This window comes from Aestuariispira ectoiniformans, assembly GCF_025136295.1.
Lineage (GTDB): Bacteria > Pseudomonadota > Alphaproteobacteria > UBA8366 > Aestuariispiraceae > Aestuariispira_A > Aestuariispira_A ectoiniformans.
Window position 1 is genome coordinate 2942892 of record NZ_CP062788.1, and the last position, 24585, is coordinate 2967476.

The following is a 24585-nucleotide window of genomic DNA, read 5'->3' on the forward strand; positions in this document are numbered from 1 at the left end:
TCCAGGTGGCTTTCGAACACCTGCCAACCAACAGGGACACTCATGAAGGACGATAGTATTCTGACGCATGCCGGTCGCCACCCGAAACAGAACCATGGTGTGGTAAACCCGCCCGTCTATCATGCCTCGACAATTCTTTTCCCGACATTGGACACCTTCTATGGCCGGGATAAATCCATCAAGTCGACCTATGGCCGCAAAGGGACACCGACCGTCTTCTCCCTGCAGGACGCCGTCTGTGAACTGGAAGGCGGACACGGCACAATTCTCGCCCCGTCAGGCCTCGCGGCGGTAACAGCGGCCATTCAGGCCTGCACGAAGGCCGGGGACCATGTCCTGATACCCGACAGCGTTTATGCCCCTACCCGCATGTTCATGGATCAGACTCTGGCCCGGTTTGGGGTTTCTGCCGAATATTATGATCCGACGATCGGCAGCGGAATCGAAGCACAGGTCAAACCGGAAACCAGCGTCATCTTCATGGAAGCCCCCGGCTCCTGGACTTTTGAAATGCAGGATGTGCCTGCAATCGTCGACGTTGCCAAAAAGCACGACATTATCACGATCATCGATAATACCTGGGCCGCCGGATATTTCTTCAAACCGCTGGCTCTGGGCGTGGACATTTCGGTACAGGCCGCCACAAAATATATCGTCGGGCATTCCGACACGATGATGGGCGTGATCACCTGTAACAAAGAAACCTTCCAGCGGGTTCAGGACATGGCCTTCCTGTCGGGCATGTGCGCCGGTCCCGACGATGTCTATCTCGCCCAACGTGGCCTTCGCAGCATGGGAACGCGCCTGCGCCAACATCACACCAATGGCATCAAACTGGCTGAATGGTTGCAACAGCGTCCCGAGGTCCTTCGTGTCATGCACCCGGCCCTGCCCGACGATCCGGGCCATGCGCTCTGGAAGCGGGACTTCACCGGTGCCTGTGGCTTGTTTGGCTTTGTTATGAAGTCTGTCGAAGAACGGCAATTGGCCGCCATGATGGACAATATGAAGTTCTTCGGCATGGGCTATAGCTGGGGCGGTTTTGAAAGCCTGCTGATCCCGACAAACCCGGCCAGTGTCCGCACGGTCACCAAATGGGACGTTGAAGGCCAGTCTATGCGTATCCATGTGGGCCTGGAAGATTTCGACGATCTGATAGCTGATCTAGAAGCCGGTTTTGACCGGCTGGCAAAAGCATAGACTTAAGAGGGGGTTAAAATGCGCTGGCTGCACGTTTTTCTGACTGTTCTTGGTCTCTCTTTTGCCCTGCCACACGGTGCCTCGGCAAAAGAAGACACAATCTTGATATTTGCCGCGGCAAGTACGCGCAATGCTGTCGAAGAAGCAGTCGGCGCATTTACACAAAAAAGCGGGGAAACCGTTCTGGTCTCTTATGGCAGCAGTGGAACTCTGGCACGCCAGATTGCCGCCGGGGCCCCCGCCGACCTCTATATCTCCGCCAATCAGAAATGGGTGGAATGGTTGCAGAAAGAGGCCCCCGGGTCATTTGCCAAACTTTCACCTTTTGCCAGTAACAGGCTGGTTCTGATCCAGCCGAATGACGGTGCACCACAGCTACATCTGAATGCATCTCTGGGCGAAAAATTGGGAGACAGTCGTATTGCCGTCGGCAACGTCACCCACGTCCCTGCGGGAATGTATGCGCAGGACGCGCTCAAGTCCCTTGGACTATGGGATAATCTGAAAGACCACCTGGCCCAGACAAAGGACGTCCGTGCCGCCCTTGCCCTGGTGCAACGCGGTGAAGCAAGCGCCGGGATCGTATACCAGACCGACGCGGCCATCACAGATGGTGTTCGCGTTGCAGAGCAAATCCCCGAATCCGCCCACGATCCCATCCGCTATTTTGTTGGCGTGTTGTCTTCGGGTGAGAGGAAAGTAAAACAAGCATCTAATTTCTTTGATTTTTTGCTTTCTCCGGACGGACAATCCTATTTCAGGAAATATGGTTTCCAACCGTTAGGGATCAATGCTCCGAATGGATAACCTCCTAACCCCAATGGAGATGGACGCCCTGCTGCTCAGCTTGCGTGTGGCGACCGTCAGCATTGCGGTTGCCCTGCCGATTGCCCTGGCCTTTGCCTGGCTGTTTGCACGTTGTCATTTTCCAGGTAAGTCTCTCCTGATCGGCATTATTCATCTACCGCTCATCCTGCCGCCCGTGGTGATCGGTTATGTCTTGCTGATCCTGCTGGGCAGGAAAGGCATGATTGGCGCATTTCTGTATGACTGGTTCGACATAACCCTGGCCTTTACCTGGAAAGGTGCAGCCATCGCGGCCGCCATTGTCGCCTTCCCTTTGATGGTGAGATCGATGCGACTGTCCCTGGAGGCTGTCGACCGCGGTCTGGAAGGAGCCGCCCGCACCCTGGGGGCCTCATCCCGCAGGACTTTTTTGACAATCACGGTTCCACTGATGATGCCGGGTATCCTGACCGCGCTGATTCTAGGATTTGCGCGGGCCTTGGGGGAATTTGGAGCAACAATCACCTTTGTTTCCAATATTCCGCGCCAGACACAAACCCTGCCGCTGGCGCTTTATACCCTGACCCAGACGCCGGGTGAAGAAGCCGGTGCAACAAGGCTTGCCGTGATATCCGTTGCCGTTGCCCTGGTTGCAATGGTGGCGGCGGAGCTCCTGGCAAAACACCTTCAAAGTGAAGGCAAGGGGGCAGGATGATACGGATCAACGTCAAGAAGACCCTGCCCGGCCTTTCCCTGAACGCAAGTTTTGAGTCCGATCATGCAAAGGTAACCGCCGTATTCGGCAAGTCGGGCTGCGGCAAGACCACATTGGTCAATATGATTGCGGGGCTTGTAAAGCCGGATGAGGGTCTCATCCAGATCAACGACCTTGTGCTGTTTGACTCACAAAACAGGGTCAATCTGCCTCCTGAAAAACGCAAGATCGGCTATGTGTTCCAGGATGGCCGCCTGTTTCCTCATATGACCGTCAAGAAAAACCTTCTTTATGGCGCCCGGTCGGACGTACAAAGCGTAACCGGCCTCAAGGACGTGGTCCGTCTGCTCGATATAGACCCCCTTCTCAATCGCAAGCCGGCGCGCCTGTCTGGCGGAGAGAAACAACGCGTTGCGATCGGACGGGCACTACTGTCCAATCCTCGCCTGCTGCTTATGGACGAGCCCCTCGCCGCATTGGACAGCGACCGTAAGGCGGAAATCATGCCCTTCATCGAACGTCTGCGCGATGAACTGGGCATTCCAACGATCTATGTCAGTCACGCTATGGAAGAGATCATCCGGCTTGCCGACCTCATGGTCATCATGGATGCAGGAAAGGTCGCCGCCGTCGGATCGGTCGAGGCTCTCTCCACAAATCTCGACCTACAGCCGATCACCGGACAGCAGGAGGCAGGGTCCGTCCTTACCGCCAAGATTATCAGTCATGACGGTGATTTACATCTCAGCCAACTGGAAATTCAGGGCGGCAGTGTCCTGACCGTGCCCCTTCTGCACCGCCCGGTCGGCACCGCACTGCGTATCCGCATCCAGGCGCGCGACGTCATCCTGTCGCTACAGCCACCAACACAGATCAGCACCCTGAACCGGCTGCAGGGAACGATCACGGAAATTCGCAAAGGCAAGGGTCCCCACGCCGATATCATGATTGACATTGGACAACCCCTTTGGGCGCGGATCACCCAGAAGTCCGTCAATGATCTCGGGTTAATGCCCGGCCTTAATATTCATGCCCTGGTGAAATCAGTGGCAATCGACCGCCAAAGCCTAGGCACAAGGCGATCTGCTGATTAGACTGATGGCACAGGCATTCTTTAGGAGTGGATTGTCTAGTCATGAGCATATCACTATCCGCCGAGGAACAAGCACGGATCCTCGTGCATGACACCGAAGGCTGGCCATTGGCCCCTATCATTGACTGGCTGTATAGCGCGGATGCGAAAATCCCGGACGCGCAGCTTTTCCTCGAACAGTTTTCGAAGCGACTGATCGACGTTGGCGCGCCTGTTAATCGCTTTCGCTATTCCTTCTGGACGATCCATCCTCAATTGGCCGCAATTTCCTATATCTGGGAAAAAAACCGCCCCGGCATCGAAATGTTTGAAGTTCCTCATGGGATTCGCGAAACCTCGTCCTTCATCGGCAGTCCTGCGCAAGCCGTCGATAACTCAGGCAAACCTGCCCGGTACCATCTGGAAAAACTGGACCTTAGCAAAGAGCATCCCGTCCTGGCCGAAGTCGCAGCCATGGGAGCCACGGATTATCTTGGTATCCCGCTCACGGCAGTAAACGGTGAATTCCAGTCTGCATTCGTGTCCACAGATCGCCCGGGCGGCTTCACTGATTGTGATATCGCCAAGCTCATAAGACTGGCTGACTTCCTGCAGCCCAAATTGGATGTCCTGTCTGCCTACCGTTCCGCGGTAGAACTGCTGAACACTTACGTTGGGCAGCGCACCGGCCAACGCATCCTCAACGGTCAGATAAAACGGGGCGATGGAGAAACCATCAAGGCCGCCCTTTGGTTCAGCGACCTGCGTGACTTTACCGAGCTGTCGGAAAACCTGCCCGCCGATGAGCTTCTGGCTTTGTTGAACAGCTATTTCGAGTTTGTCTTTAATGCCGTGGATGCCCATGGCGGCGAGGTACTACGCTTTATCGGAGATGCGATGCTGATCGTTTTCACCGAAGAGGCGGCAGGGTCGCTTGAAATGGCATGTGAAGCAGCCCTTAGCGCAGCAGAAGAAGCCTTCGCCAACCTCGCAAAACTCAACGAAAGGCGGTTTGGAGAGGGAAAACCTGAAATTCGGTTTGGTGTCGGGCTACACAAAGGCACAGTGATTTACGGAAATGTCGGGGCGCCGTCCCGGCTGGATTTCACAGTCATGGGCCCGGCCGTCAACCGAACCGCACGCCTGGAAAGCCTGACGAAGGAGCTGGCCTGCCCCATGCTTTTCTCACGGGAGTTTGCGCAATATACCGGGCGGTCCGTTACCTCACACGGGTATCACCACCTGAAAGGTGTTGCCGCCCCGCAGGAGGTATTCTCTCTTGTCTGACAGCCCAGAGGACAAGAATAATAACTTCTTTTATCAGAATATTCCGGCCTTCGAGGGTTTCAGCGGCGTCACCCTTCTTTCCAATTATCACAGTACCCCGGATAGCTGGCATATAGTCATAGCCGATGTGGTGAATTCCACCCGCGCCATAGAGCAAGGCCGCTACAAGGACGTGAATATGATTGGCGCGGCAAGTATTACAGCCGTCCTCAACGTCACGTCCCAGTTTGATATTCCATATGTTTTTGGTGGAGATGGCGCCACATTGCTCGTCCCGCCTTCCGCAGTCCAAGCAGTGGAAACAGCGCTTGCGCAATTGCAGAACCTTGCCGATCGCCAATTGCGGCTCAAACTGCGCGTCGGCCATACATCCATTCACAACATACGCAGCCTGGGGCACGACATCCTAGTCTCCAAACTGGCACTGTCGCCCAACAATCACCTAGCCATGTTCACCGGTGGCGGAATCGCCGCGATGGATCGATTGCTCAAAGAAAATAGCCCCGACATTACAATCTTGCATGGCGATGAGGGACAAATCCCGCCGGACCTGAGTGGGCTCTCCTGCCGTTGGGAGCCCCTTGAAGCGGTCCGCGGAACAATGCTGTCCATTCTCATAAACCCTTTGGGCGCTTCAACGGCTCATCGCACCCAAATTGTCGGACAGGTCCTGGAAGATCTCGCGGCATTCCTATCCGAAGACCTGGAGCAGCGGCGTCCCACATCTGAAACCAACATGCGCCTGCGCTGGCCGCTCAGAAATCTTTGGCTGGAAGCCATAATGACGAGAGGTTCCAGGTCGTCTCTCAGGCGTTATTTGGGAGTATATGTAAACTCACTCATCCAGAAGTTTCTGGATATCTTCAATTTGAAACTGGGTGATTTCAATGCGCCCGTCTATCGTAACGAGCTACGGGCCAACACCGATTTCCGGCGTTATGACGATACCTTACGCCTAATCCTGGACTGCTCACGTGACGAGGCTGCGAGAATTGAGGACCTGTTGGAGAGTTATAGGTCAGAAGGCCGAATCTCCTATGGCCTTCACATATCCTCCAGAGCCCTGATGACCTGCCTGGTCTTTTCATTAAGCGACCACAGGCACATCCATTTCATTGACGGCGCCGACGGAGGTTTTGCGCTGGCCGCCAAGAAAATAAAAGATACGAAATAGGAAAGTAATGGCGACCCCGGCAGGGCTCGAACCTGCAACCTGCGGTTTAGAAGACCGCTGCTCTATCCAGTTGAGCTACGGGGCCACAACCTTTTCGCCGGAAATCACCTCAAGTCCCAATCAATCAAAAAAAGGGATCAATGGGTCCAGGGATACATCCGGTCAGAGGCAAAATTGGCGGCATAAGACTTTGGCTTCACAGTACGGGTTTTCTCCTCCTGAATGGTGTAGGAGAAACCGCGTTTCTTCGCGTAGGCGATTGCTTCGTCTTTGGTGGCGAAGTAGAGGCGAACCTGTTTATTGGTATCGGAGGAACCAACCCACCCGATCAGCGGATCCGGTGTCGGCGCATCGCTCGGTTCGAACTCAAGAATCCAATCTTTCGCCTTACCCCATCCAGACTGCATAGCCGTCTTGGCCGGTTTGAAGATACGGACTTCCATTGATCCCGAGCTCCGCTTAATTGTTGCCCCAGTTAGGAAAGTGGTCGGGGCACGAGGATTCGAACCTCGGACCCCCTGCTCCCAAAGCAGGTGCGCTACCAGACTGCGCCATACCCCGATACAAGTATTTCCGCGGCTTAGGTACTGATTTTACGGACGTTTGGCAAGGAATAAATGAGGCAAAAATCCCTTGCCAAACACCACGTCGTAATCACAGCCCCTTAACCGACAACGTCAAAGGATTGTTCAGCACGATCACGCAATGCCCCCGACAGCGAATTGGCGCCGCCACCCGTTGTCTTGAAGCCACCATTACCATCGCAAGCCTGCTCATTTCCCTGCAATGATTCGACATAGGCGATATCGACAAAACGCCCCAGTTCATCCGGCAGTTCACTCGCAAAAATCTGCAGATAGTGATCGCCGCTCGTATCAAAACCGGCCGCATTGAGAACTCGCCGGTATGAAGATGCAACGGCCCATTCATCCGTTTGTTTGCCGGACAGGCAATAACTCACGGTATTGAACTGCTGACGGCCAACCGTTACCACGCTGCCCGGGCCAATGTCGCGTTTTTCAGGCCCGTCCACCAATGTAACAATGACCTGGCTTTCGGGCGTCCCCACTTCATTCCCGACATAGGTCCAGCTTTTGCCCCCTCCAAGGAGATCGGACTGTATGTTTCCATCGGCTACGAGGTCATAGCGGTAGCTTACATTCACCAGTGGTGCTTCCGGCAAAATCTTGTCCAACCGGTTCCAGCGGTCGATCGTATTCCCCGAAACTGTCGGAGTACTCGCGCTGCAAGCCCCAAGCGTGACAGCAAAGGTCAACAGACAGGCGGCCTTAACCCCAGCGCCCGCTCGTGAATTTTGTTTTAGATAATTAGCAGCCATCGCCGGTCCTCAGAATTCAGTTCCGAATATTGAATGAAGTACCCGATCCCCGACCTCGATGCCAAGTTTTTCAGAAACCCCGCCACCGATCTCCAGTACCGCACGGACATCGCCCACAGACGCTATCGGTTCCAGCGACTGAGGAACCGTCCTTCGTTGTATTTTCTCAATCGTCCCATCGGCCCGGATGAACAGCATATCCAGGGGGATCAATGTATTTTTCATCCACATGGCAACGCGCGCCGGATGCCCATAGTCGAACAGCATACCCGCATCTTCAGCCAGTGTTTCCCTGAACATCAGGCCCTGCGCCCTTTGTGCATCCGTCAGTGCGATTTCGATCTGGAAGTGGTGTTGCTGCCCGCTCGATTCGATCGCAAGCTCCCCTTGAGCAAATTCATTTGCCTGTCCAACAGTCATCGGAACAAAAAGCAACAGTGCAAACAACCATACTGCTTTGACAGCACGCACACCCATAACCTCGCCTGTATCTATTTATCTGAAATCCATACGGAAATTATCTCTCAGGCACTGACAGGCTTCAAGAGAATAAAGGGGGTTCGTGATCCCCTGGATGGCGTTTCCTAGTCATCTGCTAGCACCGCATCGTCGCGTTCCTGCTGGCGAGCCCACATTTCAGCGTAAACGCCCTGTTGATCAAGAAGGGCCGCATGGGTTCCCCGTTCGACAACCTGCCCGTTATCCATCACCAGAATCTGGTCGGCGTCGACTACAGTCGACAGGCGGTGTGCAATAATCAATGTCGTTCGCCCGCGGCTGACCTCTTTCAGGCTGTACTGAATTTCCCGCTCCGTTGCCGTATCAAGTGCACTTGTCGCTTCGTCGAACAACAGGATTCGCGGTTGTTTGAGGATGGTTCTGGCAATCGCGACGCGCTGTTTTTCCCCGCCGGACAATTTCAGTCCACGTTCCCCTACGACGGTATTGTAACCATCCGGTAGACTTGCAATGAAGTTATGGATCTGCGCCATGCGTGCAGCCTCTTCCACATCCTCCCGGCTCGCGTCGGGCCGTCCGTAGGCAATGTTGTAGTAGACAGTATCGTTGAACAGAACGGTATCCTGTGGAACGATTCCGATAGCCGCCCTCAGGGATTCCTGCGTTATATCGCGGATATCCTGACCATCAATGGAAACACTGCCATCATCTATGTCATAGAAGCGGAACAGCAAGCGACTGATCGTCGATTTCCCGGCGCCGCTCGACCCGACAATTGCCAGCGTATGGCCCGACGGAACCTCGAAACTTACCCCCTTGAGAATTGGCCGCCTAGCATCATAGCCGAATTTGACGTCATCAAAGCGGAGTGTGCCAGCAGTAACATCCAGTTTCCTGGCATCCGGCTTGTCCGCAACTTCCTGCGGCACCCGCATCAGGACGAACATATCTTCCATATCGGTCAGGGACTGTCTGATCTGCCGATACACAAAGCCCAGGAAGTTCAGCGGCAGATACAACTGAATGAGGTAGGTATTGACCAGGACGAAATCGCCAACGCTCATCGTACCGTTCACGACCCCCTGCCCGGCCATCGCCATAAGCAGGACAAGCCCCACAGCGATAATGCCACCCTGGCCGATATTGACCAACGACAGACTGGTCAGCGACCGCACGGCCGCATCCTCATACCCGCGCATGGCCTTGTCGAACCGCTGTGCCTCGTGCCCTTCGTTGCCGAAATATTTAACCGTTTCAAAGTTCAGGAGACTATCGATGGCCTTGGTGTTGGCTTCGGTATCCTTATCATTCATCTCGCGCCGATATTTCAGGCGCCATTCGGTCACATAAAGCGTGAAGGCGATATAGGAGACGATGGTCACAAAGGTGACCAGTGCAAAGCGCCAGTCGAAAAGCTTCCAGAGCAAGCCGCAGACCAACACGATTTCGAGCAATGTCGGTAGAATATTGAACAGCGTGAAGTTCAAAAGAAACTCAATCCCCTTCACGCCACGTTCAATCACGCGGCTGAGGCCACCGGTTTGCCGTTCCAGATGGAAACGCAGAGACAAGGCGTGCAAATGCTGAAAAACCTCCAGCGCGACAACACGCGTCGCCCGCATTTTAACACGGGCAAAAAAGGCCTCCCGAAGTTCCTGGAAGACCACGGTCATCAGGCGCGCCAGCCCATAGGCCAAAAGCAAGCCGATCGGCAGGGTCAGCGCAACTGAGTGCTGCGGGCTTAAAATGTCGACGGCATCTTTGAAGAACAGAGGAACGATAACATTGGTAACCTTGGCAAGCACAAGACACGCCAGTGCGATTACCACACGGACGCGCAGGCCAAACTCTCCGACCGGCCAAAGATAGGGTAAGAGCGATTTCAATGTGTACCAGTGATGATACCGGCGGCTCTCACCTTTATCGTTCTTATCCTGTGAAAAACCCTGCATGGTCCCCTACCACTCCCCAAAGCAAAACAAGCATAAACTGAAATGGCGGCGCTCTGCTATCAGAACGCCGCCAATCAGGTCCGGATCATTTCCGATGTTCTTATCAGAAGAACAGGAAGGTCACTGCAACGAAACAGGGAACCAGGATCGCACCTGACCACAGCATATAGCCGAAGAAACTGGGCATGCTGATGCCGCGTTCTTCCGCGATCGACCGAACCATGAAGTTCGGTGCATTACCGATATAGGTGTTGGCGCCCATGAATACAGCCCCTGCCGAAACGGCCAGAAGGGTATTGGCCAGCGGCCCCATCAAATGGCCTGCATCGCCACCGGCCGTATTGAAGAACACCAGATAGGTCGGCGCGTTATCCAGGAAGCTGGACAGGAAACCGGTTGCCCAGAAATACATGTAGTTCACGGGCTCGCCATCCGCACTGACGGCGGAGATCACCGGCTCCAGCGCCCCTGCAGTACCGGATTTCAAAATAGCGATCGCCGGAATGATCGTGATGAAGATAGCCGAGAACAGTTTCCCCACTTCGATGATCGGGAACCAGGAAAATCCGTTCGCCATACGGCTTTGCAGGCTGGTGAATTTCCAGGACAACCCTGCGATTACAAGCAGCAGGACATCACGGGCGACATTCTGAATTTCAATATGAACATGGAACAGGTCGAAGGCGATCCCCGGTTTCCAGATTCCGCTGAGAAGAACGGCGGCGACGATACCGGCCAGGAAGAGGATATTAACCCCGCCTTCGATTTTCAGGCCGTCCGGCTCATTTTCATGCGACTGCTCCGGGAGATCGCCCTCTTTGCGGTAGTAATAGCTATCCAGAATATAGAAGACCACCAGAAGGATGACCGAAACAAACGCCATCGGCTTCAGCATATGTATCGTCGGCCAGAAGAAATCCACCCCCTTCAGGAACCCCAGGAACAGGGGCGGATCGCCCAACGGTGTAAGGGAACCGCCGATATTGGCGACAAGAAAGATGAAAAAGACAATCACATGAACCCGGTGCGTACGCCATTCATTGGCCCGAATGACCGGACGAATGAGCAACATTGCGGCACCCGTTGTGCCCATCCAGCTTGCAATCACAGTGCCGATTAACAGCATCAGCGTGTTTACTGCCGGTGTTCCCTGCAATTTCCCGCGCAGCCTGACACCGCCCGCAACGGTGAAGAGCGAAAACAGCAAAATAATGAAAGGCAAATATTCCAGAAAGAACACATGCAGCGCTTCAAACAGCGCAAGCTGCCAGCCATAAAAAACGGTGAACGGCACAATAAAAGCCAAAGCCCAAAAGGCAGAAACCTTGCCGAAATGATGATGCCAGAACCGGTCGGCGACCAGCGGGAAGACTGCAATTGAAAGCAATATCCCTGCGAAGGGTATCGCCCAATAGATCCCGAGTTCCGCCCCATCAAGATGGGGTGCACCAGCACCGGCGGCCTGTGCTGACATGGTCGTCAAAAAAAAGGCGGCTAGTCCCGCCGTCAAACGCAATGCGCTTCGGAGCATTCCCCTGCCCTCGTCTACCATAAGTTCCTGTTCGTCCGCAGATAAAGGTCAACTAAGTGCGACCTGTCAACAGACACGGTATTTGTTTTCCTGTTTACCCGATTCGACCGCCCGGTAGGAGTCCGCCCTTATCACGGCAAATATATGGGATCAGACACGGTTGGTCGGTTTGGCCGTCGCCTTGGCGCCCGGAACCCATTTTTGAAGCTTGCGGCCATCCTTGGTGACAATTTTCTTCTGCGCCTTCCGCCGTTCCGAATCCATACCCGAAAAGAAACGGACAATTTCCTCAAACGGGATTTCTTCGTTCAGACCGCGCTTGATCGCACGTTTGTAGATATCGTGATACTGGATCTGCTTGTTGATATAGTCCGTTGCGTGATGGCAATACTTGCGCCATATCCGCGACAGGAAATGCTCGATTTCCGGCGGCAACGGAACCGATGGAACCTTTGGCCGCCCCAACTCGAAGATACGAAAGATATTGGGTTCTACCGGACCTGTTTCATCGGCAATGAACGTTGCAGGCATAAGCTTTCGCCCATAATACATGGCCGCATAGGACCCCTGCGCAATGTAGAGCAGACGCTGCAGCTTCTGTGGCTGCAGATACAAATCCTCCCGGCGCGCCTGGTCCGCAAACCAGTTCGCTACATCAACTGCTGACTGTACCGCCGGTGACGGCATTTCACACTCCTTCTGGAAACGACCGTATCTTTTCTGTCACCTGTTTCTTTTTCTTATATTACCGATAAAAGCGCTGAGTCGCCATTGTCTTCAAGGTCCAAATCCGGTTGTGCGCGCGACCTTGCGACAACTGCAACAAGCCATTACTGTCTAGCAGGTGCGTCGCTTCGACATTTTTCGAACGCATAAGAACAAATAAGAATTTACGGGAGTTGACCTTAATGGAAATGACGGGTGAACAACTGATCCCCGCGGATCGGCAACGGGTTTGGGATGCATTGAATGATCCGGAAGTCCTGAAACAGTGTATTCCCGGATGCCAGACGCTTGAACAAACAGGCGACAATGGTTTTGAAGCAACCGTTCAGGCCAAGGTCGGCCCGGTAAAGGCAAAGTTCAAAGGGGCCGTGACCCTTTCCAACATCAACGCCCCCACCAGCTATACCATCAGCGGTGAAGGCAAAGGCGGGGCTGCTGGCTTTGCAAAGGGCAGCGCGGATGTCACCCTTGAAGATGCGCCGGAAGGCACATTGCTAAAATATGCGGTCGACGCCAAGGTTGGCGGCAAACTTGCCCAGATTGGCTCCCGGCTGATTGACTCCAGCGCCAAGAAAATGGCCGGAGACTTCTTCCAGGAGTTCTCGAATGCCCTCGGCACCCCTGCTGAAGAAGCCGAGACGCCCGTGGAGGCGGCAGCGCCTGCACAACAGGCAGCACCGGCCGCAGCCGCTGCGGTAAAATCTGAAAAGAAAGAAGAAAAAGAGGAATCGCCCTATGTGCCCATTCTGGGGCTGCATCCCTTTGTCTGGACAGTTGGGCTGATCGCCATTGTGATCGCGCTGATTTTCGCTTTCTCCGGCAGTGGACATTAACTCAACCGATCTAAATTCAAGACGCAATGATTGGACGGCCCCGCAGTTTCAAACAACGGGGCCGTTTATATTTTTGTCTGATGAGCAAAAGACTTACTAAATGCGGCACGCTACAACTGTAGCGGTTAACACTTGACCTGAAATCAAAGCAGTCCCACACTCTTAACCATAAAGAATCACGCTTCTGCGGGACCAGCAGAACCGGGGTAATATCTTATGATCAGGGAGGATGCCGAATGACGACCATCTCGATGACGGTCAACGGCAAACAGGTATCGGCCGACGTCGAACCGCGTATGTTGCTGTCCGATTTTATCCGTGAAAACCAACATCTGACCGGCACGCATATCGGATGCGACACCAGCCAATGCGGCGCCTGTGTCGTTCATCTGAATGGAAATTCAGTCAAAAGCTGTACCATGCTGGCCGTTCAGGCCGATGGCGCGGAAGTCACGACCATTGAAGGCCTGGCTGACGGGGACATGCTTCACCCTATGCAGGAGGCTTTCCGTGAGAACCATGGCTTGCAATGCGGTTTCTGCACGCCGGGCATGGTGATGAGCGCCGTGGACCTCGTGACCAAGAACCCGAATATTTCGGAAGCGGAAATCCGTGAGGGCCTGGAAGGCAATATCTGCCGCTGTACCGGCTACCACAATATTGTGAAGGCGGTTAAGGCCGGTGCGGACGCCATGCGCGGCTGAACGAACCGAAAAACATCCAAATCCATGCAAGAATAAAAGTCAGAAAATGACGGATCAGAGAATTGGGAGAAGAAGTGATGAGTGACACGGGGATCGGCGCATCAGTGCGCCGTAAAGAAGACTTTCGTTTCCTCACAGGCCAGGGAACCTATACCGACGACATCAACCGGCCAGGACAGACCTACGCCTATATCCTGCGCAGCCCCCATGCCCATGCCAAAATCAATGGCATCGACAAGAGCGCGGCTGAACAGGCACCGGGCGTGATCGCCGTCTTTACCGGTGACGATATGCAGGTTGGCTCCATTCCCTGTGGTTGGGGCGTAAACAACAAAGACGGCAGCCCGATGAACGAACCGGCGCACCCGCCCCTCGCACAGGGCAAGGTCCGCTATGTGGGCGATCAGGTTGCCGTGGTTATTGCAGAAACCTATGCCCAGGCGAAGGACGCCGCCGAAAGCATCGAGGTCGATTACGAAGAGCTGCCTGCCGTTGTAAATATGGAACAGGCACTGCAGAGCGCGACCCTTGTTCATGACGACGCGCCGGGCAACCTCTGCTACGACTGGGAAATCGGTGATGCAGCAGCAGTAGATGCCGCCTTTGCAAAAGCAGACCACGTCACAAAGCTGGATATCGTTAACAACCGTCTGATCCCCAATGCGATGGAACCGCGTGCGGCGATTGGTGACTATGATACCGCAACCGGCGAACATACTCTCTTCACAACCAGCCAGAACCCGCATGTCATCCGTTTGCTGATGGGCGCATTCGTCCTGCAGATTCCGGAACATAAGCTGCGCGTGGTTGCCCCCGACGTTGGTGGCGGATTTGGGTCGAAAATCTATCACTATGCCGAAGAAGCCATCGTGACCTGGGCGGCTGAAAAGATCAGGCGTCCGATCAAATGGCACGCGGAGCGGTCTGAAAGTTTCATGTCCGACGCCCATGGCCGCGATCACATCACCCATGTGGAACTGGCGCTGGCCTCCGACGGAACATTCCTCGCCCTTAAAGTGGACACCAAGGCCAACATGGGGGCCTATCTGTCCACCTTTGCAACCTGCGTACCCACCTATCTCTACGCGACGCTGCTGGCCGGCGTATATAAAACGCCTGCTATCCACTGTAACGTCAGGTCTGTTTTCACCAACACAGTGCCTGTGGACGCCTATCGGGGCGCCGGACGACCGGAAGCCACATATCTGATTGAGCGTGTTGTGGACCGGGCCGCACGGGAAATGGGGATGGATCAGGCAGAATTGCGCCGGAAAAACTTCATCCCGACAGACGCCTTCCCCTATCAGACCCCCGTTGCCCTGCAATATGACTCCGGTGACTATTTCACAACGCTGGATCAGGCACAGAAACTGGCGGATGTTGCAGGTTTCCCTGCGCGCAAGGCTGAAGCCGTCAAACGGGGTAAGCTGCGCGGCCTTGGTTATTCCACCTATCTGGAGGCCTGTGGCATCGCGCCAAGTGCGGTTGTCGGCTCCCTCGGCGCACGTGCCGGGCTGTTTGAATCGGCCAATATCCGCGTTCATCCGACCGGTTCGGTCACGGTCTATACCGGATCGCACAGCCATGGTCAGGGCCACGAGACAACCTTCGCACAACTGGTATCCGATACCCTCGGCATTCCAATCGAAAATGTGGATATCAGCCATGGCGACACCAACAAGGTTGCTTTCGGTATGGGAACCTACGGCTCACGCTCACTTGCAGTGGGTGGCGAGGCGATTATGAAAGCCCTGAACAAAGTTGTTGATAAGTCTAAGAAAATTGCCGCTCACGTGTTGGAGGCAGACGTTGCCGACCTTGAGTTCAAAGACGGCAAATTCACTGTTGCCGGAACAGACAAGGAAATGGCGTTTGGCGACGTTGCGTTGACGGCCTACGTCCCGCACAACTTCCCGCACGAAGAGTTGGAGCCGGGACTTGAAGAACAGGCTTTTTACGACCCCATGAACTTCACCTATCCCGGTGGTTGCCACATCTGCGAGGTGGAAATTGACCCGGATACCGGCGTGACGGAAGTCGTCAACATGACGGCGGTCGACGATGTCGGACGTGTCATCAACCCCATGATTGTCGAAGGACAGGTTCATGGCGGCATTGCCCAAGGGATCGGGCAGGCCCTGCTAGAGACCTGCAGCTACGATGATGACGGTCAGCTCTTAAGCGGTTCCTACATGGATTACACCATGCCACGGGCCGACAACCTGCCGGACTTCAAGGTCGCCACGGCGGGCACGCTATGCACCCATAACTCCCTTGGCGTCAAAGGCTGTGGCGAGGTTGGCGCAATCGGATCACCGCCAGCGGTCATCAATGCCGTGGTCGATGCTTTGTGGGACTTGGGCATCCATGACATTTCCATGCCCGCCACGCCGCAAAAGGTCTGGCAGGCCATCCACGATGCACAGATGCCCCAGGCCGCAGAATAACGAGGACACAGACACATGTATGAATTCAACTATAAGCGCGTCTCCTCTGCCGCCGATGCGGCAACGGCGCTTGCCGCTGCCGACGACGGTAAAATCGTCGCTGGCGGCATGACCCTGATACCGACGCTAAAGCAACGTCTGGCACAGCCAAGCGACCTGATCGACCTTGCCGGATGCAGCGACCTTGTCGGGATTACGGTGGACGGAGATGCCGTCACCATAGGCGCCATGACAACCCATGCCGCCGTCGCTTCTTCCAAGGACGTTGCACAGGCCATCCCCGCCCTTGCCGATCTGGCGGGAAATATCGGTGATGCCCAGGTGCGCAACCGTGGCACCATCGGCGGTTCGATCGCCAACAACGATCCGGCAGCGGATTATCCCGCAGCCTGTCTTGCACTGGGCGCAACAATTGTGACGACCAAGCGGGAGATCGCGGCTGACGATTTCTTCACCGGCATGTTTGAAACCGCCTTGGACGAAGATGAGATCATCACGTCTGTCCGCTTTCCGAAACCCGCGGCTGCGAATTACCAGAAGTTCGCCAACCCGGCGTCACGCTATGCCATGGTTGGCGTGATGGTTGCCAAAACCGGTGGTGGTGTTCGCGTCGCCGTAACAGGTGCTGGACAGGACGGCGTTTTCCGGGCCGGTGATATCGAGGCCGCGCTGAGTGGAAATTTCTCCGCCGATGCGGTGGACAGCTCCTCCATCTCGGTTGATGACCTTAACAGCGACATTCACGCCAGTGCAGAGTATCGACAGCATCTGATCGGTGTGATGGCGAAACGTGCTGTTGCTGCGTGCAGCTAACACGGTCGAGCCGTGACGACAGGCGCCTCGTCCAATTTGGGCGGGGCGCTTTATTTTGATTTGTAAGGCCCCTCCTCTTTGAAGCGCTGGCGCAAAGCCTTATGTTAGGGATCAGGCCTTTAACTCACGTAACGAGCCAAAGCATATGAGCATTTCCGCCCTGCCCGCCTCCGTTGACGATACTCTGGACATGCTGTCCGGTGGTCAGTATGTCGCCGACCGGTCCCTATCGACGGCCCTTTATCTGTCGCTCAGTCTCAACCGCCCGTTATTCCTTGAGGGCGAGGCAGGTGTCGGCAAGACGGAAATCGCAAAGGTCCTTAGCAAACAGCTTGGCCGTCGTCTCCTGCGCCTGCAGTGCTATGAAGGCCTGGATGTCAGCTCCGCCGTGTACGAATGGAACTATGCCCGTCAGATGGTGGAGATTCGCCTTGCGGAAGCACAGCATGACCGCCCCCGGGAAAGCCTGGAATCGAACCTCTTTTCAGAACGCTTTCTCGTCAAACGCCCGATCCTGCAGGCGTTGGAAGATACAGGGGAAGGTCCTGCAATCCTGCTGATCGACGAATTGGACCGGACTGATGAGCCTTTCGAGGCTTTCCTTTTGGAGGTTTTGTCGGACTTCCAGGTGACGATCCCGGAACTTGGGACCGTTCGCGCCAAAGAACCGCCGATTGTGATCATCACATCCAACCGGACCCGTGAAATCCACGACGCCATCAAACGGCGATGTTTTTACTATTGGGTCGACTATCCCGATGCGGAGCGGGAATTGGAGATTCTGGGTGTGAAGGCCCCGCAGGTCGGCGAAAACCTGTCCAGGCAAATCGTCGCCTTCGTGCAGAAGCTCCGGAATATGGACCTGTTCAAGCAGCCGGGTGTCGCAGAGACCATCGACTGGGCCCATGCCCTGACCCAGTTGAACCATCTGGCGCTCGATCCGCAAACCGTCAATGACACATTGGGCACCCTGCTGAAATATCAGGATGACATTGCCCGCATCCAGGGGTCTGAGGCCAGCCGCCTTCTGGAAGAGGTTAAATCGGAACTGAACGGGGCGAACTGACGTGCCTGATAAGAATGCCCCTGCCCCCAATCTGATCCTCGGCGAAGCCGACGGCGGGCGGCTGGCCGACAACATCATGCATTTCGGTCGTGTTTTGCGCCGCGCAGGCCTGCCGGTCGGGCCCGGCAAAATTCTGGACGCCATCAATGCCGTCACGACAGTTGGTGTGACCTCGCGAGAGGACTTCTATTGGGCACTGCATGCCGTTTTTGTCAACCGGCGGGACCAGCGAGAGGTCTTCGACCAAGCCTTCCACGTTTTCTGGCGCAATCCCAATTTGCTCGAAAAGATGCTTTCCGTGCTCCTCCCCAGCTTCAAGGGTGACGAAGTCACACAACAGGAGAGCACTTTGTCCCGCCGCGTAGCAGAAGCAATGGCACAGGAACAATCGAAGGAAGGCGAAGGCAGTGAGAGCGCCGAACAGGAAGAAGAGCTGGAGCTTGACGCAACACTGACCTTTTCCGGTCGCGAAGTCTTGAACAACAAGGACTTCGAAAAAATGACCACCCAGGAACTGGCAGAGGCCCGCGATAGCATAAAGCGATTGCTCCTGCCGCTGGGGAAAGTCAAAACCCGGCGTTTCGAACGCCATTCCACCGGTCCCAAACTGGATATGCATGCAACGATGCGGGCCTCCGTCCGTCGTGGCGGCGATATGATTCTCATGCGGCGCAAGCGCCCACGCCAAATTCCGCCCCCGTTGGTCATTCTTTGCGACATATCGGGTTCAATGGACCGCTATGCACGGATGTTGCTTCATTTCATGCATGCGCTGACCAACGACAGGGATCGCGTTCATACATTTCTGTTCGGCACGCGCCTGACCAACATCACGCGGTATCTGCGCTACAAAGACCCGGATGATGCCATTGACCGGGTGACCGAGGCTGTCGAGGACTGGTCCGGTGGGACGCGTATTGGGCAAACGCTCCATGACTTCAATAAAAACTGGTCCCGGCGTGTCCTGGGCCAAGGCGCAGTTGTTCTGCTAATCACGGACGGGCTGGACCGTGACGGGGCTGCGGGGCTATCTGACGAGATGGCACGGTTGCATCGCTCCTGCCGCCGGTTGATCTGGCTGAACCCTCTCTTGAGATATGACCAATATTCCCCAAAATCATTGGGGGCGCGGGCCATGATGCGGCATGTGGACGAGTTTCGTCCCATCCATAATCTGGAAAGCCTCAGCCAATTGGCAGACGCATTGAAACATGATCATGGCATGTCCCGACAGGACATGGCCCGATGGAAAGAGATGGCAGCATGACGACCACGAAAAACGATGCACAGAACCATCACGCAACCTTCAATGATATTCCCGAACAGGCCGCACGTTGGCTGAATGAAGGTCACAAGGTTGCCCTGGCAACCGTGGTCCAGACATGGGGATCATCCCCCCGCCCCGTCGGCAGCCAACTCGCCGTTAATGAAAGCGGCGCTTTTGTCGGGTCCGTTTCCGGTGGCTGCATTGAAGGTGCGGTCGTCACAGAAGCCCTGGATATCATGGAGAGTGGCCGTCCAAGCCTGCTGGAATTCGGCGTTGACGACAGCATGGCCTGGGAGGTTGGCCTGGCCTGCGGAGGCACAGTGAAAGTGTATGTGGAGGCGCTGAATGCCGATGACAGGCAAATCCTGGACAATCTGCTTGAAAAAAGGCGCGCGGCCAAACCCGCGACATTGGTGACCGACGTGACAAGCGGGCAGCAATGCCTGATTTCCAATGATGAAAAATCCGGACCTCTTAACCCTCCCGCCGCAATCACGGCGCTTTGCGCCGACGTCCTGCGACAGGACAAGAGCCGCCTGGTCGAACTAGGCGATCAGCAATTCTTCCTCCAGGCTCATAATCCGCCGCTGCGTCTCTTCATTATCGGTGCGGTGCACATCAGTCAGGCTCTCGCACCGATTGCCTCGCTGGCCGGTTACGAGGTTATTCTCGTCGACCCGCGGCAAGCCTGGGCCACGGAAGAGCGATTCCCGGCGATCCATATCGACCAACGCTGGCCGGACGATGCCCTTGAGGGGCAAAGCCTTAACAGCCGAACCGCAGTCGTCACCCTGACCCACGACCCGAAACTTGACGATCCTGCCTTGGAAAAAGCACTTCGTTCTGACGTTTTCTACATCGGTGCATTGGGAAGCAAGAAGACCCACGCAAAACGGGTTGCGCGATTACAGGACGCAGGCTTCACGGAAGATGAGATCAACCGGATAGATGCCCCTGTCGGTCTTGATATCGGCGCGGTATCCCCGGCGGAAATCGCGGTTGCGATCATGGGGCAGATAACGCTTTCGCTTCGTGGCCCCAAACACGCCAACGGATAACGCAGCCCATGAAATTCACCGATACGCCTATTGGAGAAATTCCCGTCGGGGCTATCCTCGCGCACTCCACATCGCTTGATGGAAAGCGCTTGAGTAAGGGGCACCGGTTGACAGAGGACAATCTCCGATCCCTTCAGGCAGCAGGCACAAAAAGCGTTGTCGTTGCAATTCTGGAAGCCAGCGATATTCACGAAGATGAGGCTGCCGACCGTCTTGCATCCGCCGTTCAAGGTACTCATACCACCTCCTCCGGCGCTTTCACCGGACGATGCAACTTGTTTGCCGATGTAGACGGCCTGCTCTGCCTGGACGAAAGCGCGATCACGTGTATCAACCACGAAGATGAGTCCATAACGATCGCCACTTTGCCGAATTATACACGCGTATCGCGTAAGCAAATGGTGGCAACGATCAAGATCATTCCTTTTGCGGCTCCAAAGACAGCGTTGTCCCACTGTGAAGCACATGCAACCGAAAATGCCATCACCGTTCACCCCTTCCGGGCCCTGCGCTGTGCCGTCGTTCAAACGACGCTGCCCGCCACGAAATCCTCTGTCCTGGACAAGACCATGGACGTCTTGCGGCAACGGGTTGAAAGTCTGGGCGGTTCGATCACAAAAGAGATACGCTGCCCCCATGACAGCAATCAGCTGTCCCGGGCGCTCACAACGCTTCATGCGGAGCGCCCCGATGTCATCCTGATTACCGGGGCATCCGCCATTACCGATCGCCGGGATGTTCTACCCAACGGTCTTGAATTAGCAGGCGGTAGCGTCATTCATTTTGGCATGCCGGTTGATCCGGGCAATTTATTGCTTTTGGGGCGTTACGAGGATCTGCCGGTGATCGGGATGCCAGGATGCGCGCGCTCCCCCAAAACAAATGGTTTTGACTGGGTTCTGCAGCGCGTCTTCGCAGGCCTCATACCGACACGTGATGAAATGATGGATATGGGCATTGGCGGCCTGCTGAAGGAAATCCAGACCCGCCCGCAACCACGTAATGAGGTGGCACGTAAAGAGGATGCAACGCAGCCCAAAGTGACCGGCCTTGTCCTGGCTGCCGGGCAATCAACGCGAATGGGTGCGGAAAACAAGCTCACCTCGGAAATCCGGTCACAGACGATGGTCTCCCATGTGTTACAGTCCCTTAAGGACTCGCAGGTCCGCTCTATTCTCGTTGTCACCGGCCACAATCACAAAGAAATCGAGGCCGCTGCCGCTGAGTTCCGGCCGGTTTTTGTTCACAATCCTGACTACGCGGAAGGGCTTAGCACCAGCCTAAAACGTGGAATTTCTGCCGTGCCGACTGACTGTGATGCGGTTTTGGTTTGCCTGGGCGATATGCCTTTTGTGCCTGCGGAAATCATGGACAGGCTCATTCAAGCCTACAATCCGACGGAAGGTCGCATCATCTGCATTCCCACCATTGACGGCAAACGCGGCAATCCGGTTTTGATCGGCCGGCGCTTCTTCCCTGAAATCCATGAGATAGCCGGTGACAAAGGAGCCAAGGAGCTTATCCGAGACTATGCGGATTACGTCTGTGAAGTCCCTGTCGATGACCAATCCGTGTTGATTGATATCGATACACCGGAAGCTCTGGCGCGATACCGCAACAGCGACTAGCCCGCAGCCTGCTTTTCCAACACAGCCTTTGGCATCGAAGATAACAGGTTGCGATCAAGGAAGTCGGAGAGATGATCAGCCATACCATGGCTGTATAGATTGTCATGCCCGGCCTGCGGCAGGACAACGAATGAGGCATGGCGCGGCGCTTTCTCATGCAGTACTTGGGCAAACCGGATTGGAATGACGCGGTCCTCGCCACCATGAACGATGAGAATTGGAATATCCAGCTTCCCAATCAGTTCCGTAGAATCAAATCTATCATGAACCAGCCATTTTGCAGGCATATACCAGTATACCGACTGCGCAACGTCGGCGATGCTGGAATATGGTGCCTCAAGCACCAGTGCGGCCGTTTTGCGTCGATTGGCCAAAGCCACGGCAACACCTGTTCCGAGGGACTCCCCATACACAACGATCTGATCACTTTGAACACCTTTGGACAGCAACCAGTCATAGCTGGCGGCGGCATCGGCGACTAACGCCTCTTCCGATGGCGCGCCCTCCGCACCGGCGTTATACCGGTAGGACGGGAAAAGCAGCCCATAGCCTCTGCCGGCGAAATACTGCGCGCGGTCTGCACGCCCGGCAATGGAACCTCCATTGCCGTGGAAATAGAGAACAACCTTGCCCGACGGCTCCTTAGGCGGTTGCCACCAGCTAAAAAGCGATAGACCGTCATGCGAGGGGACTTCAACCGATGTGGCCCTGAAAAGCCCATATGCAGCCGGGATGGGGCGTTCATCGGTCGGATGATACATCAACCGTCTTTGCGCGATAAACAGCAACGTCATCAGCGCGACATAGGCTCCGCCCCCAACGAGTAGAAGGTTGGTCAAGACTGATGGCACCACTTTCCCTTTCCGTGCATCCGACGTTACAATGATATTTAATCTTTTCCTCAATTAAGAGAATGCTTTTAGCCGAAATTAATGTTCTTGTTCACTCAGAAATCAATATTGTATCGTGACGCCAACAAGTTAGTAAGGGGCCCGGCTGGCAACGCCGGAACCGGATCAACGAAGACCAATACAGGTACCAAATCGGATGAGTGATATTTCTCGTGACGAACTCAAGGCGCATCTATCTGCCGTAGAGGCACAAGTTCGCGCCGCATTGCGTATCGTGGCCGCCGAATCGAAATCGGTCCAACAAGCGCATGGATCCCTTCGCGCGGATTTGTCCTCGGCTTTGGTCCGTCTGCAAAGCGACATGACATCCGGTCATCAGGACCTGGACAACAAATTGAACAAACTGATATCCGACGTGCAATCGCTGGAACGCAACCGCAAGATCACCAGCGGCTTTTTGGCGGCACTCGTCCTTATCGCAGGCATTGCCATTGGCATGGTCGCAGGAGGAAGCTGGGTCGTCATGCAAAGCCTGCCTACCGGCCCGGAGACGCATCAGGGCATGTCTGACGCGTCATAACCCCATGGCGTGACTGCAAATCTCCCTATCGCTTCATTACTGCACAATAATGGCCGCCAGCCTTTATCTGCCTGCACAGGCGTTCGGCCTGTTTGTGATCGCTGATCGGCCCGGCCAGAAGTCGGGTGTAGACACCCTTCCCCGGTATATCGACACGTTTCCCCATATGACCAAGGCCCTGTAGTTCCGTGCGATATTTCTTCTGCAACTGGGTCCAGCTCGGTTCCAGGTTTTCCGGATGTTTGTAAGACTCGAGATGGATCACGTAACCGCCGCCCGCAGGCGCCATGGCCATCTTATTTTCTTTTGGCTCAGTAGCGGGCTTCACCTCAGGTTTGGGCATGATTGCCTGCTTTTGCGTGGCCGCAGGCTTTTTAACCATTTCAGGCTTTTTTTCCATCTTCATATTGCTGGGTACGATCTGTCCGACCACGGTATCGCCACGCTGATACCCGACGAGCATATTGCTGTTCACAGCACCACTTTTGGGATTGCTGTTGTCGAAGCGAACGGCATAACCGACTTTCGGCGCATAATAGAGCGAGATCACTTCCTGTTCCCGTCTCTTGCAGTCGACTTTGAACGTATCAAACTCACCTGCGGGAACTGTAACCTTCTGCTGCGATGCGACCTTGCAGGACCAATCGTATTCCCACGCATAGGGCGGCTTGTCCGTGTCCACTGTCGAGGTGAATGTCATCTGATTGCCAACTTCCAAAGGGAACATTTCGCCCTGAAGATTGCTGATAAGCCGCTTTCCCTGGCCATATGTTTTATTCTCCCACTCAACATTGGGGAGCAGAGGATTTCTGGGACGAACCTGACGGGCACCGGTTTCACTCACCATTATAACCCTGTCATCTTTCACGCCAGTCACACGCCAGACGACATCTGGCGAATCAAAGCGAAAACTGTCGCCAACCTGAAGTCCCGGATAAGTGCGACGCTGATCTTCGGTAAAATCATGTTGAGGCATCTCCTGCATTTCAGTTTTTGCCTGTTGGGGCGCCTGGCTGCTACAGGCCGCAACAGCAAGAGTTCCCGCCAAGGAGAAGCAAATCCCAACACCCCGAAATATCACCGCCATTTTCTCATCT

Annotated in this window: 23 protein-coding genes and 2 tRNA genes; 15 read left to right on the plus strand and 10 right to left on the minus strand. The window is 55.1% G+C overall.

The window, feature by feature from the left end:
* The first annotated feature begins 42 nt into the window (after window positions 1-42).
* Genes metC through IF205_RS13830 form a run of 6 tightly spaced genes read left to right on the plus strand, consistent with a single transcriptional unit; the run spans window position 43 to window position 6234 of the window.
* Window positions 43-1200, plus strand: a complete 1158-nt coding sequence (gene metC, locus IF205_RS13805; protein ID WP_259779942.1) for a cystathionine beta-lyase — start codon at window positions 43-45, stop codon at window positions 1198-1200.
* 18 nt (window positions 1201-1218) lie between these two features.
* Window positions 1219-2007 carry a molybdate ABC transporter substrate-binding protein gene (gene modA, locus IF205_RS13810; protein WP_259779943.1) on the plus strand — a complete coding sequence of 263 codons (789 nt, stop codon included), beginning with the start codon at window positions 1219-1221 and terminating at the stop codon, window positions 2005-2007.
* Window positions 2000-2701, plus strand: a complete 702-nt coding sequence (modB, locus tag IF205_RS13815) for a molybdate ABC transporter permease subunit (protein ID WP_259779944.1) — start codon at window positions 2000-2002, stop codon at window positions 2699-2701. The genes modA and modB overlap by 8 nt, the downstream gene beginning before the upstream one ends.
* Window positions 2698-3795 (plus strand): molybdenum ABC transporter ATP-binding protein, encoded by a 1098-nt coding sequence (modC, locus tag IF205_RS13820; protein WP_259779945.1) that lies wholly within the window; start codon window positions 2698-2700, stop codon window positions 3793-3795. The genes modB and modC overlap by 4 nt, the downstream gene beginning before the upstream one ends.
* A 41-nt stretch (window positions 3796-3836) precedes the next feature.
* Window positions 3837-5060, plus strand: coding sequence for an adenylate/guanylate cyclase domain-containing protein (locus tag IF205_RS13825; protein WP_259779946.1), 1224 nt, complete (start codon window positions 3837-3839; stop codon window positions 5058-5060).
* Window positions 5053-6234 (plus strand): DUF3095 domain-containing protein, encoded by a 1182-nt coding sequence (locus IF205_RS13830; protein ID WP_259779947.1) that lies wholly within the window; start codon window positions 5053-5055, stop codon window positions 6232-6234. Before IF205_RS13825 ends, IF205_RS13830 begins: the two co-directional genes overlap by 8 nt.
* 8 nt (window positions 6235-6242) lie before the next feature.
* Here IF205_RS13830 and IF205_RS13835 read toward each other — a convergent pair.
* The 8 genes from IF205_RS13835 to IF205_RS13870 form a co-directional block, all read right to left on the minus strand.
* Window positions 6243-6319, minus strand: a tRNA-Arg gene (locus IF205_RS13835).
* Window positions 6320-6371: 52 nt separating this feature from the next.
* Window positions 6372-6677 carry an ETC complex I subunit gene (locus IF205_RS13840; protein ID WP_259779948.1) on the minus strand — a complete coding sequence of 102 codons (306 nt, stop codon included), beginning with the start codon at window positions 6675-6677 and terminating at the stop codon, window positions 6372-6374.
* Between the two features lie 41 nt (window positions 6678-6718).
* Window positions 6719-6795: transfer RNA gene (locus IF205_RS13845), tRNA-Pro, on the minus strand.
* Window positions 6796-6898: 103 nt separating this feature from the next.
* Window positions 6899-7573 carry a hypothetical protein gene (locus tag IF205_RS13850; RefSeq protein ID WP_259779949.1) on the minus strand — a complete coding sequence of 225 codons (675 nt, stop codon included), beginning with the start codon at window positions 7571-7573 and terminating at the stop codon, window positions 6899-6901.
* 9 nt (window positions 7574-7582) lie between these two features.
* A complete protein-coding gene (locus IF205_RS13855) occupies window positions 7583-8050 on the minus strand; it encodes a DUF192 domain-containing protein (RefSeq protein ID WP_259779950.1) in 468 nt (155 codons plus the stop codon).
* A 107-nt stretch (window positions 8051-8157) separates the two neighbouring features.
* Complete coding sequence (locus IF205_RS13860) at window positions 8158-9984, minus strand: ABCB family ABC transporter ATP-binding protein/permease (protein ID WP_259779951.1); 1827 nt, start codon at window positions 9982-9984, stop codon at window positions 8158-8160.
* Window positions 9985-10087: 103 nt separating this feature from the next.
* Entirely contained in the window at window positions 10088-11515 is a 1428-nt protein-coding gene (locus IF205_RS13865; protein WP_259779952.1) for a sodium:proton antiporter, read from the minus strand.
* A 150-nt stretch (window positions 11516-11665) separates the two neighbouring features.
* A complete protein-coding gene (locus IF205_RS13870; RefSeq protein ID WP_259779953.1) occupies window positions 11666-12202 on the minus strand; it encodes a Panacea domain-containing protein in 537 nt (178 codons plus the stop codon).
* Window positions 12203-12423: 221 nt separating this feature from the next.
* Here IF205_RS13870 and IF205_RS13875 point away from each other — a divergent pair, with 221 nt between their 5' ends.
* The 8 genes from IF205_RS13875 (at window position 12424) to IF205_RS13910 (ending at window position 22057) form a co-directional block, all read left to right on the plus strand.
* Window positions 12424-13074 (plus strand): SRPBCC family protein, encoded by a 651-nt coding sequence (locus tag IF205_RS13875; RefSeq protein WP_259779954.1) that lies wholly within the window; start codon window positions 12424-12426, stop codon window positions 13072-13074.
* 236 nt (window positions 13075-13310) lie between these two features.
* Window positions 13311-13778 (plus strand): (2Fe-2S)-binding protein, encoded by a 468-nt coding sequence (locus IF205_RS13880; RefSeq protein ID WP_259779955.1) that lies wholly within the window; start codon window positions 13311-13313, stop codon window positions 13776-13778.
* Between the two features lie 77 nt (window positions 13779-13855).
* On the plus strand, window positions 13856-16225 hold the full coding sequence (locus IF205_RS13885; protein ID WP_259779956.1) for a xanthine dehydrogenase family protein molybdopterin-binding subunit: 2370 nt from the start codon (window positions 13856-13858) through the stop codon (window positions 16223-16225).
* 15 nt (window positions 16226-16240) lie between these two features.
* Window positions 16241-17038, plus strand: a complete 798-nt coding sequence (locus tag IF205_RS13890; RefSeq protein ID WP_259779957.1) for an FAD binding domain-containing protein — start codon at window positions 16241-16243, stop codon at window positions 17036-17038.
* A 145-nt stretch (window positions 17039-17183) separates the two neighbouring features.
* Window positions 17184-18104: an AAA family ATPase gene (locus tag IF205_RS13895; RefSeq protein WP_259779958.1), complete on the plus strand. Its 921-nt coding sequence runs from the start codon at window positions 17184-17186 to the stop codon at window positions 18102-18104.
* Window position 18105: 1 nt separating this feature from the next.
* Window positions 18106-19371: a vWA domain-containing protein gene (locus IF205_RS13900; RefSeq protein WP_259779959.1), complete on the plus strand. Its 1266-nt coding sequence runs from the start codon at window positions 18106-18108 to the stop codon at window positions 19369-19371.
* Entirely contained in the window at window positions 19368-20429 is a 1062-nt protein-coding gene (locus IF205_RS13905) for an XdhC family protein (protein WP_259779960.1), read from the plus strand. The genes IF205_RS13900 and IF205_RS13905 overlap by 4 nt, the downstream gene beginning before the upstream one ends.
* A gap of 8 nt (window positions 20430-20437) precedes the next feature.
* Window positions 20438-22057, plus strand: coding sequence for an NTP transferase domain-containing protein (locus IF205_RS13910; RefSeq protein WP_259779961.1), 1620 nt, complete (start codon window positions 20438-20440; stop codon window positions 22055-22057).
* Here the strand turns inward: IF205_RS13910 and IF205_RS13915 are convergent.
* Window positions 22054-22896 carry an alpha/beta hydrolase gene (locus IF205_RS13915; protein ID WP_259779962.1) on the minus strand — a complete coding sequence of 281 codons (843 nt, stop codon included), beginning with the start codon at window positions 22894-22896 and terminating at the stop codon, window positions 22054-22056. The two genes, IF205_RS13910 and IF205_RS13915, sit on opposite strands and share 4 nt — an antisense overlap.
* 208 nt (window positions 22897-23104) lie before the next feature.
* Here IF205_RS13915 and IF205_RS13920 point away from each other — a divergent pair, with 208 nt between their 5' ends.
* Window positions 23105-23488, plus strand: a complete 384-nt coding sequence (locus tag IF205_RS13920) for a hypothetical protein (protein ID WP_259779963.1) — start codon at window positions 23105-23107, stop codon at window positions 23486-23488.
* Between the two features lie 25 nt (window positions 23489-23513).
* On the opposite strand, the gene IF205_RS13925 is transcribed toward IF205_RS13920, so the two are convergent.
* Window positions 23514-24575: an SPOR domain-containing protein gene (locus IF205_RS13925; protein ID WP_259779964.1), complete on the minus strand. Its 1062-nt coding sequence runs from the start codon at window positions 24573-24575 to the stop codon at window positions 23514-23516.
* Window positions 24576-24585: the final 10 nt, after the last annotated feature.

What these genes read in the sequence shown, in the direction of transcription:
- IF205_RS13840 (WP_259779948.1), bottom strand. Translation starts at nt 6,677, where the DNA reads ATGGAAGTCCGTATCTTCAAACCGGCCAAGACGGCTATGCAGTCTGGA.
- IF205_RS13880 (WP_259779955.1), top strand. Translation starts at nt 13,311, where the DNA reads ATGACGACCATCTCGATGACGGTCAACGGCAAACAGGTATCGGCCGAC.
- IF205_RS13890 (WP_259779957.1), top strand. Translation starts at nt 16,241, where the DNA reads ATGTATGAATTCAACTATAAGCGCGTCTCCTCTGCCGCCGATGCGGCA.
- modC (WP_259779945.1), top strand. Translation starts at nt 2,698, where the DNA reads ATGATACGGATCAACGTCAAGAAGACCCTGCCCGGCCTTTCCCTGAAC.
- IF205_RS13855 (WP_259779950.1), bottom strand. Translation starts at nt 8,050, where the DNA reads ATGGGTGTGCGTGCTGTCAAAGCAGTATGGTTGTTTGCACTGTTGCTT.
- IF205_RS13860 (WP_259779951.1), bottom strand. Translation starts at nt 9,984, where the DNA reads ATGCAGGGTTTTTCACAGGATAAGAACGATAAAGGTGAGAGCCGCCGG.
- IF205_RS13905 (WP_259779960.1), top strand. Translation starts at nt 19,368, where the DNA reads ATGACGACCACGAAAAACGATGCACAGAACCATCACGCAACCTTCAAT.
- metC (WP_259779942.1), top strand. Translation starts at nt 43, where the DNA reads ATGAAGGACGATAGTATTCTGACGCATGCCGGTCGCCACCCGAAACAG.
- IF205_RS13920 (WP_259779963.1), top strand. Translation starts at nt 23,105, where the DNA reads ATGAGTGATATTTCTCGTGACGAACTCAAGGCGCATCTATCTGCCGTA.
- IF205_RS13875 (WP_259779954.1), top strand. Translation starts at nt 12,424, where the DNA reads ATGGAAATGACGGGTGAACAACTGATCCCCGCGGATCGGCAACGGGTT.
- IF205_RS13865 (WP_259779952.1), bottom strand. Translation starts at nt 11,515, where the DNA reads ATGCTCCGAAGCGCATTGCGTTTGACGGCGGGACTAGCCGCCTTTTTT.
- modA (WP_259779943.1), top strand. Translation starts at nt 1,219, where the DNA reads ATGCGCTGGCTGCACGTTTTTCTGACTGTTCTTGGTCTCTCTTTTGCC.
- IF205_RS13825 (WP_259779946.1), top strand. Translation starts at nt 3,837, where the DNA reads ATGAGCATATCACTATCCGCCGAGGAACAAGCACGGATCCTCGTGCAT.
- IF205_RS13895 (WP_259779958.1), top strand. Translation starts at nt 17,184, where the DNA reads ATGAGCATTTCCGCCCTGCCCGCCTCCGTTGACGATACTCTGGACATG.
- IF205_RS13885 (WP_259779956.1), top strand. Translation starts at nt 13,856, where the DNA reads ATGAGTGACACGGGGATCGGCGCATCAGTGCGCCGTAAAGAAGACTTT.
- IF205_RS13850 (WP_259779949.1), bottom strand. Translation starts at nt 7,573, where the DNA reads ATGGCTGCTAATTATCTAAAACAAAATTCACGAGCGGGCGCTGGGGTT.
- IF205_RS13870 (WP_259779953.1), bottom strand. Translation starts at nt 12,202, where the DNA reads ATGCCGTCACCGGCGGTACAGTCAGCAGTTGATGTAGCGAACTGGTTT.
- IF205_RS13925 (WP_259779964.1), bottom strand. Translation starts at nt 24,575, where the DNA reads ATGGCGGTGATATTTCGGGGTGTTGGGATTTGCTTCTCCTTGGCGGGA.
- IF205_RS13910 (WP_259779961.1), top strand. Translation starts at nt 20,438, where the DNA reads ATGAAATTCACCGATACGCCTATTGGAGAAATTCCCGTCGGGGCTATC.
- modB (WP_259779944.1), top strand. Translation starts at nt 2,000, where the DNA reads ATGGATAACCTCCTAACCCCAATGGAGATGGACGCCCTGCTGCTCAGC.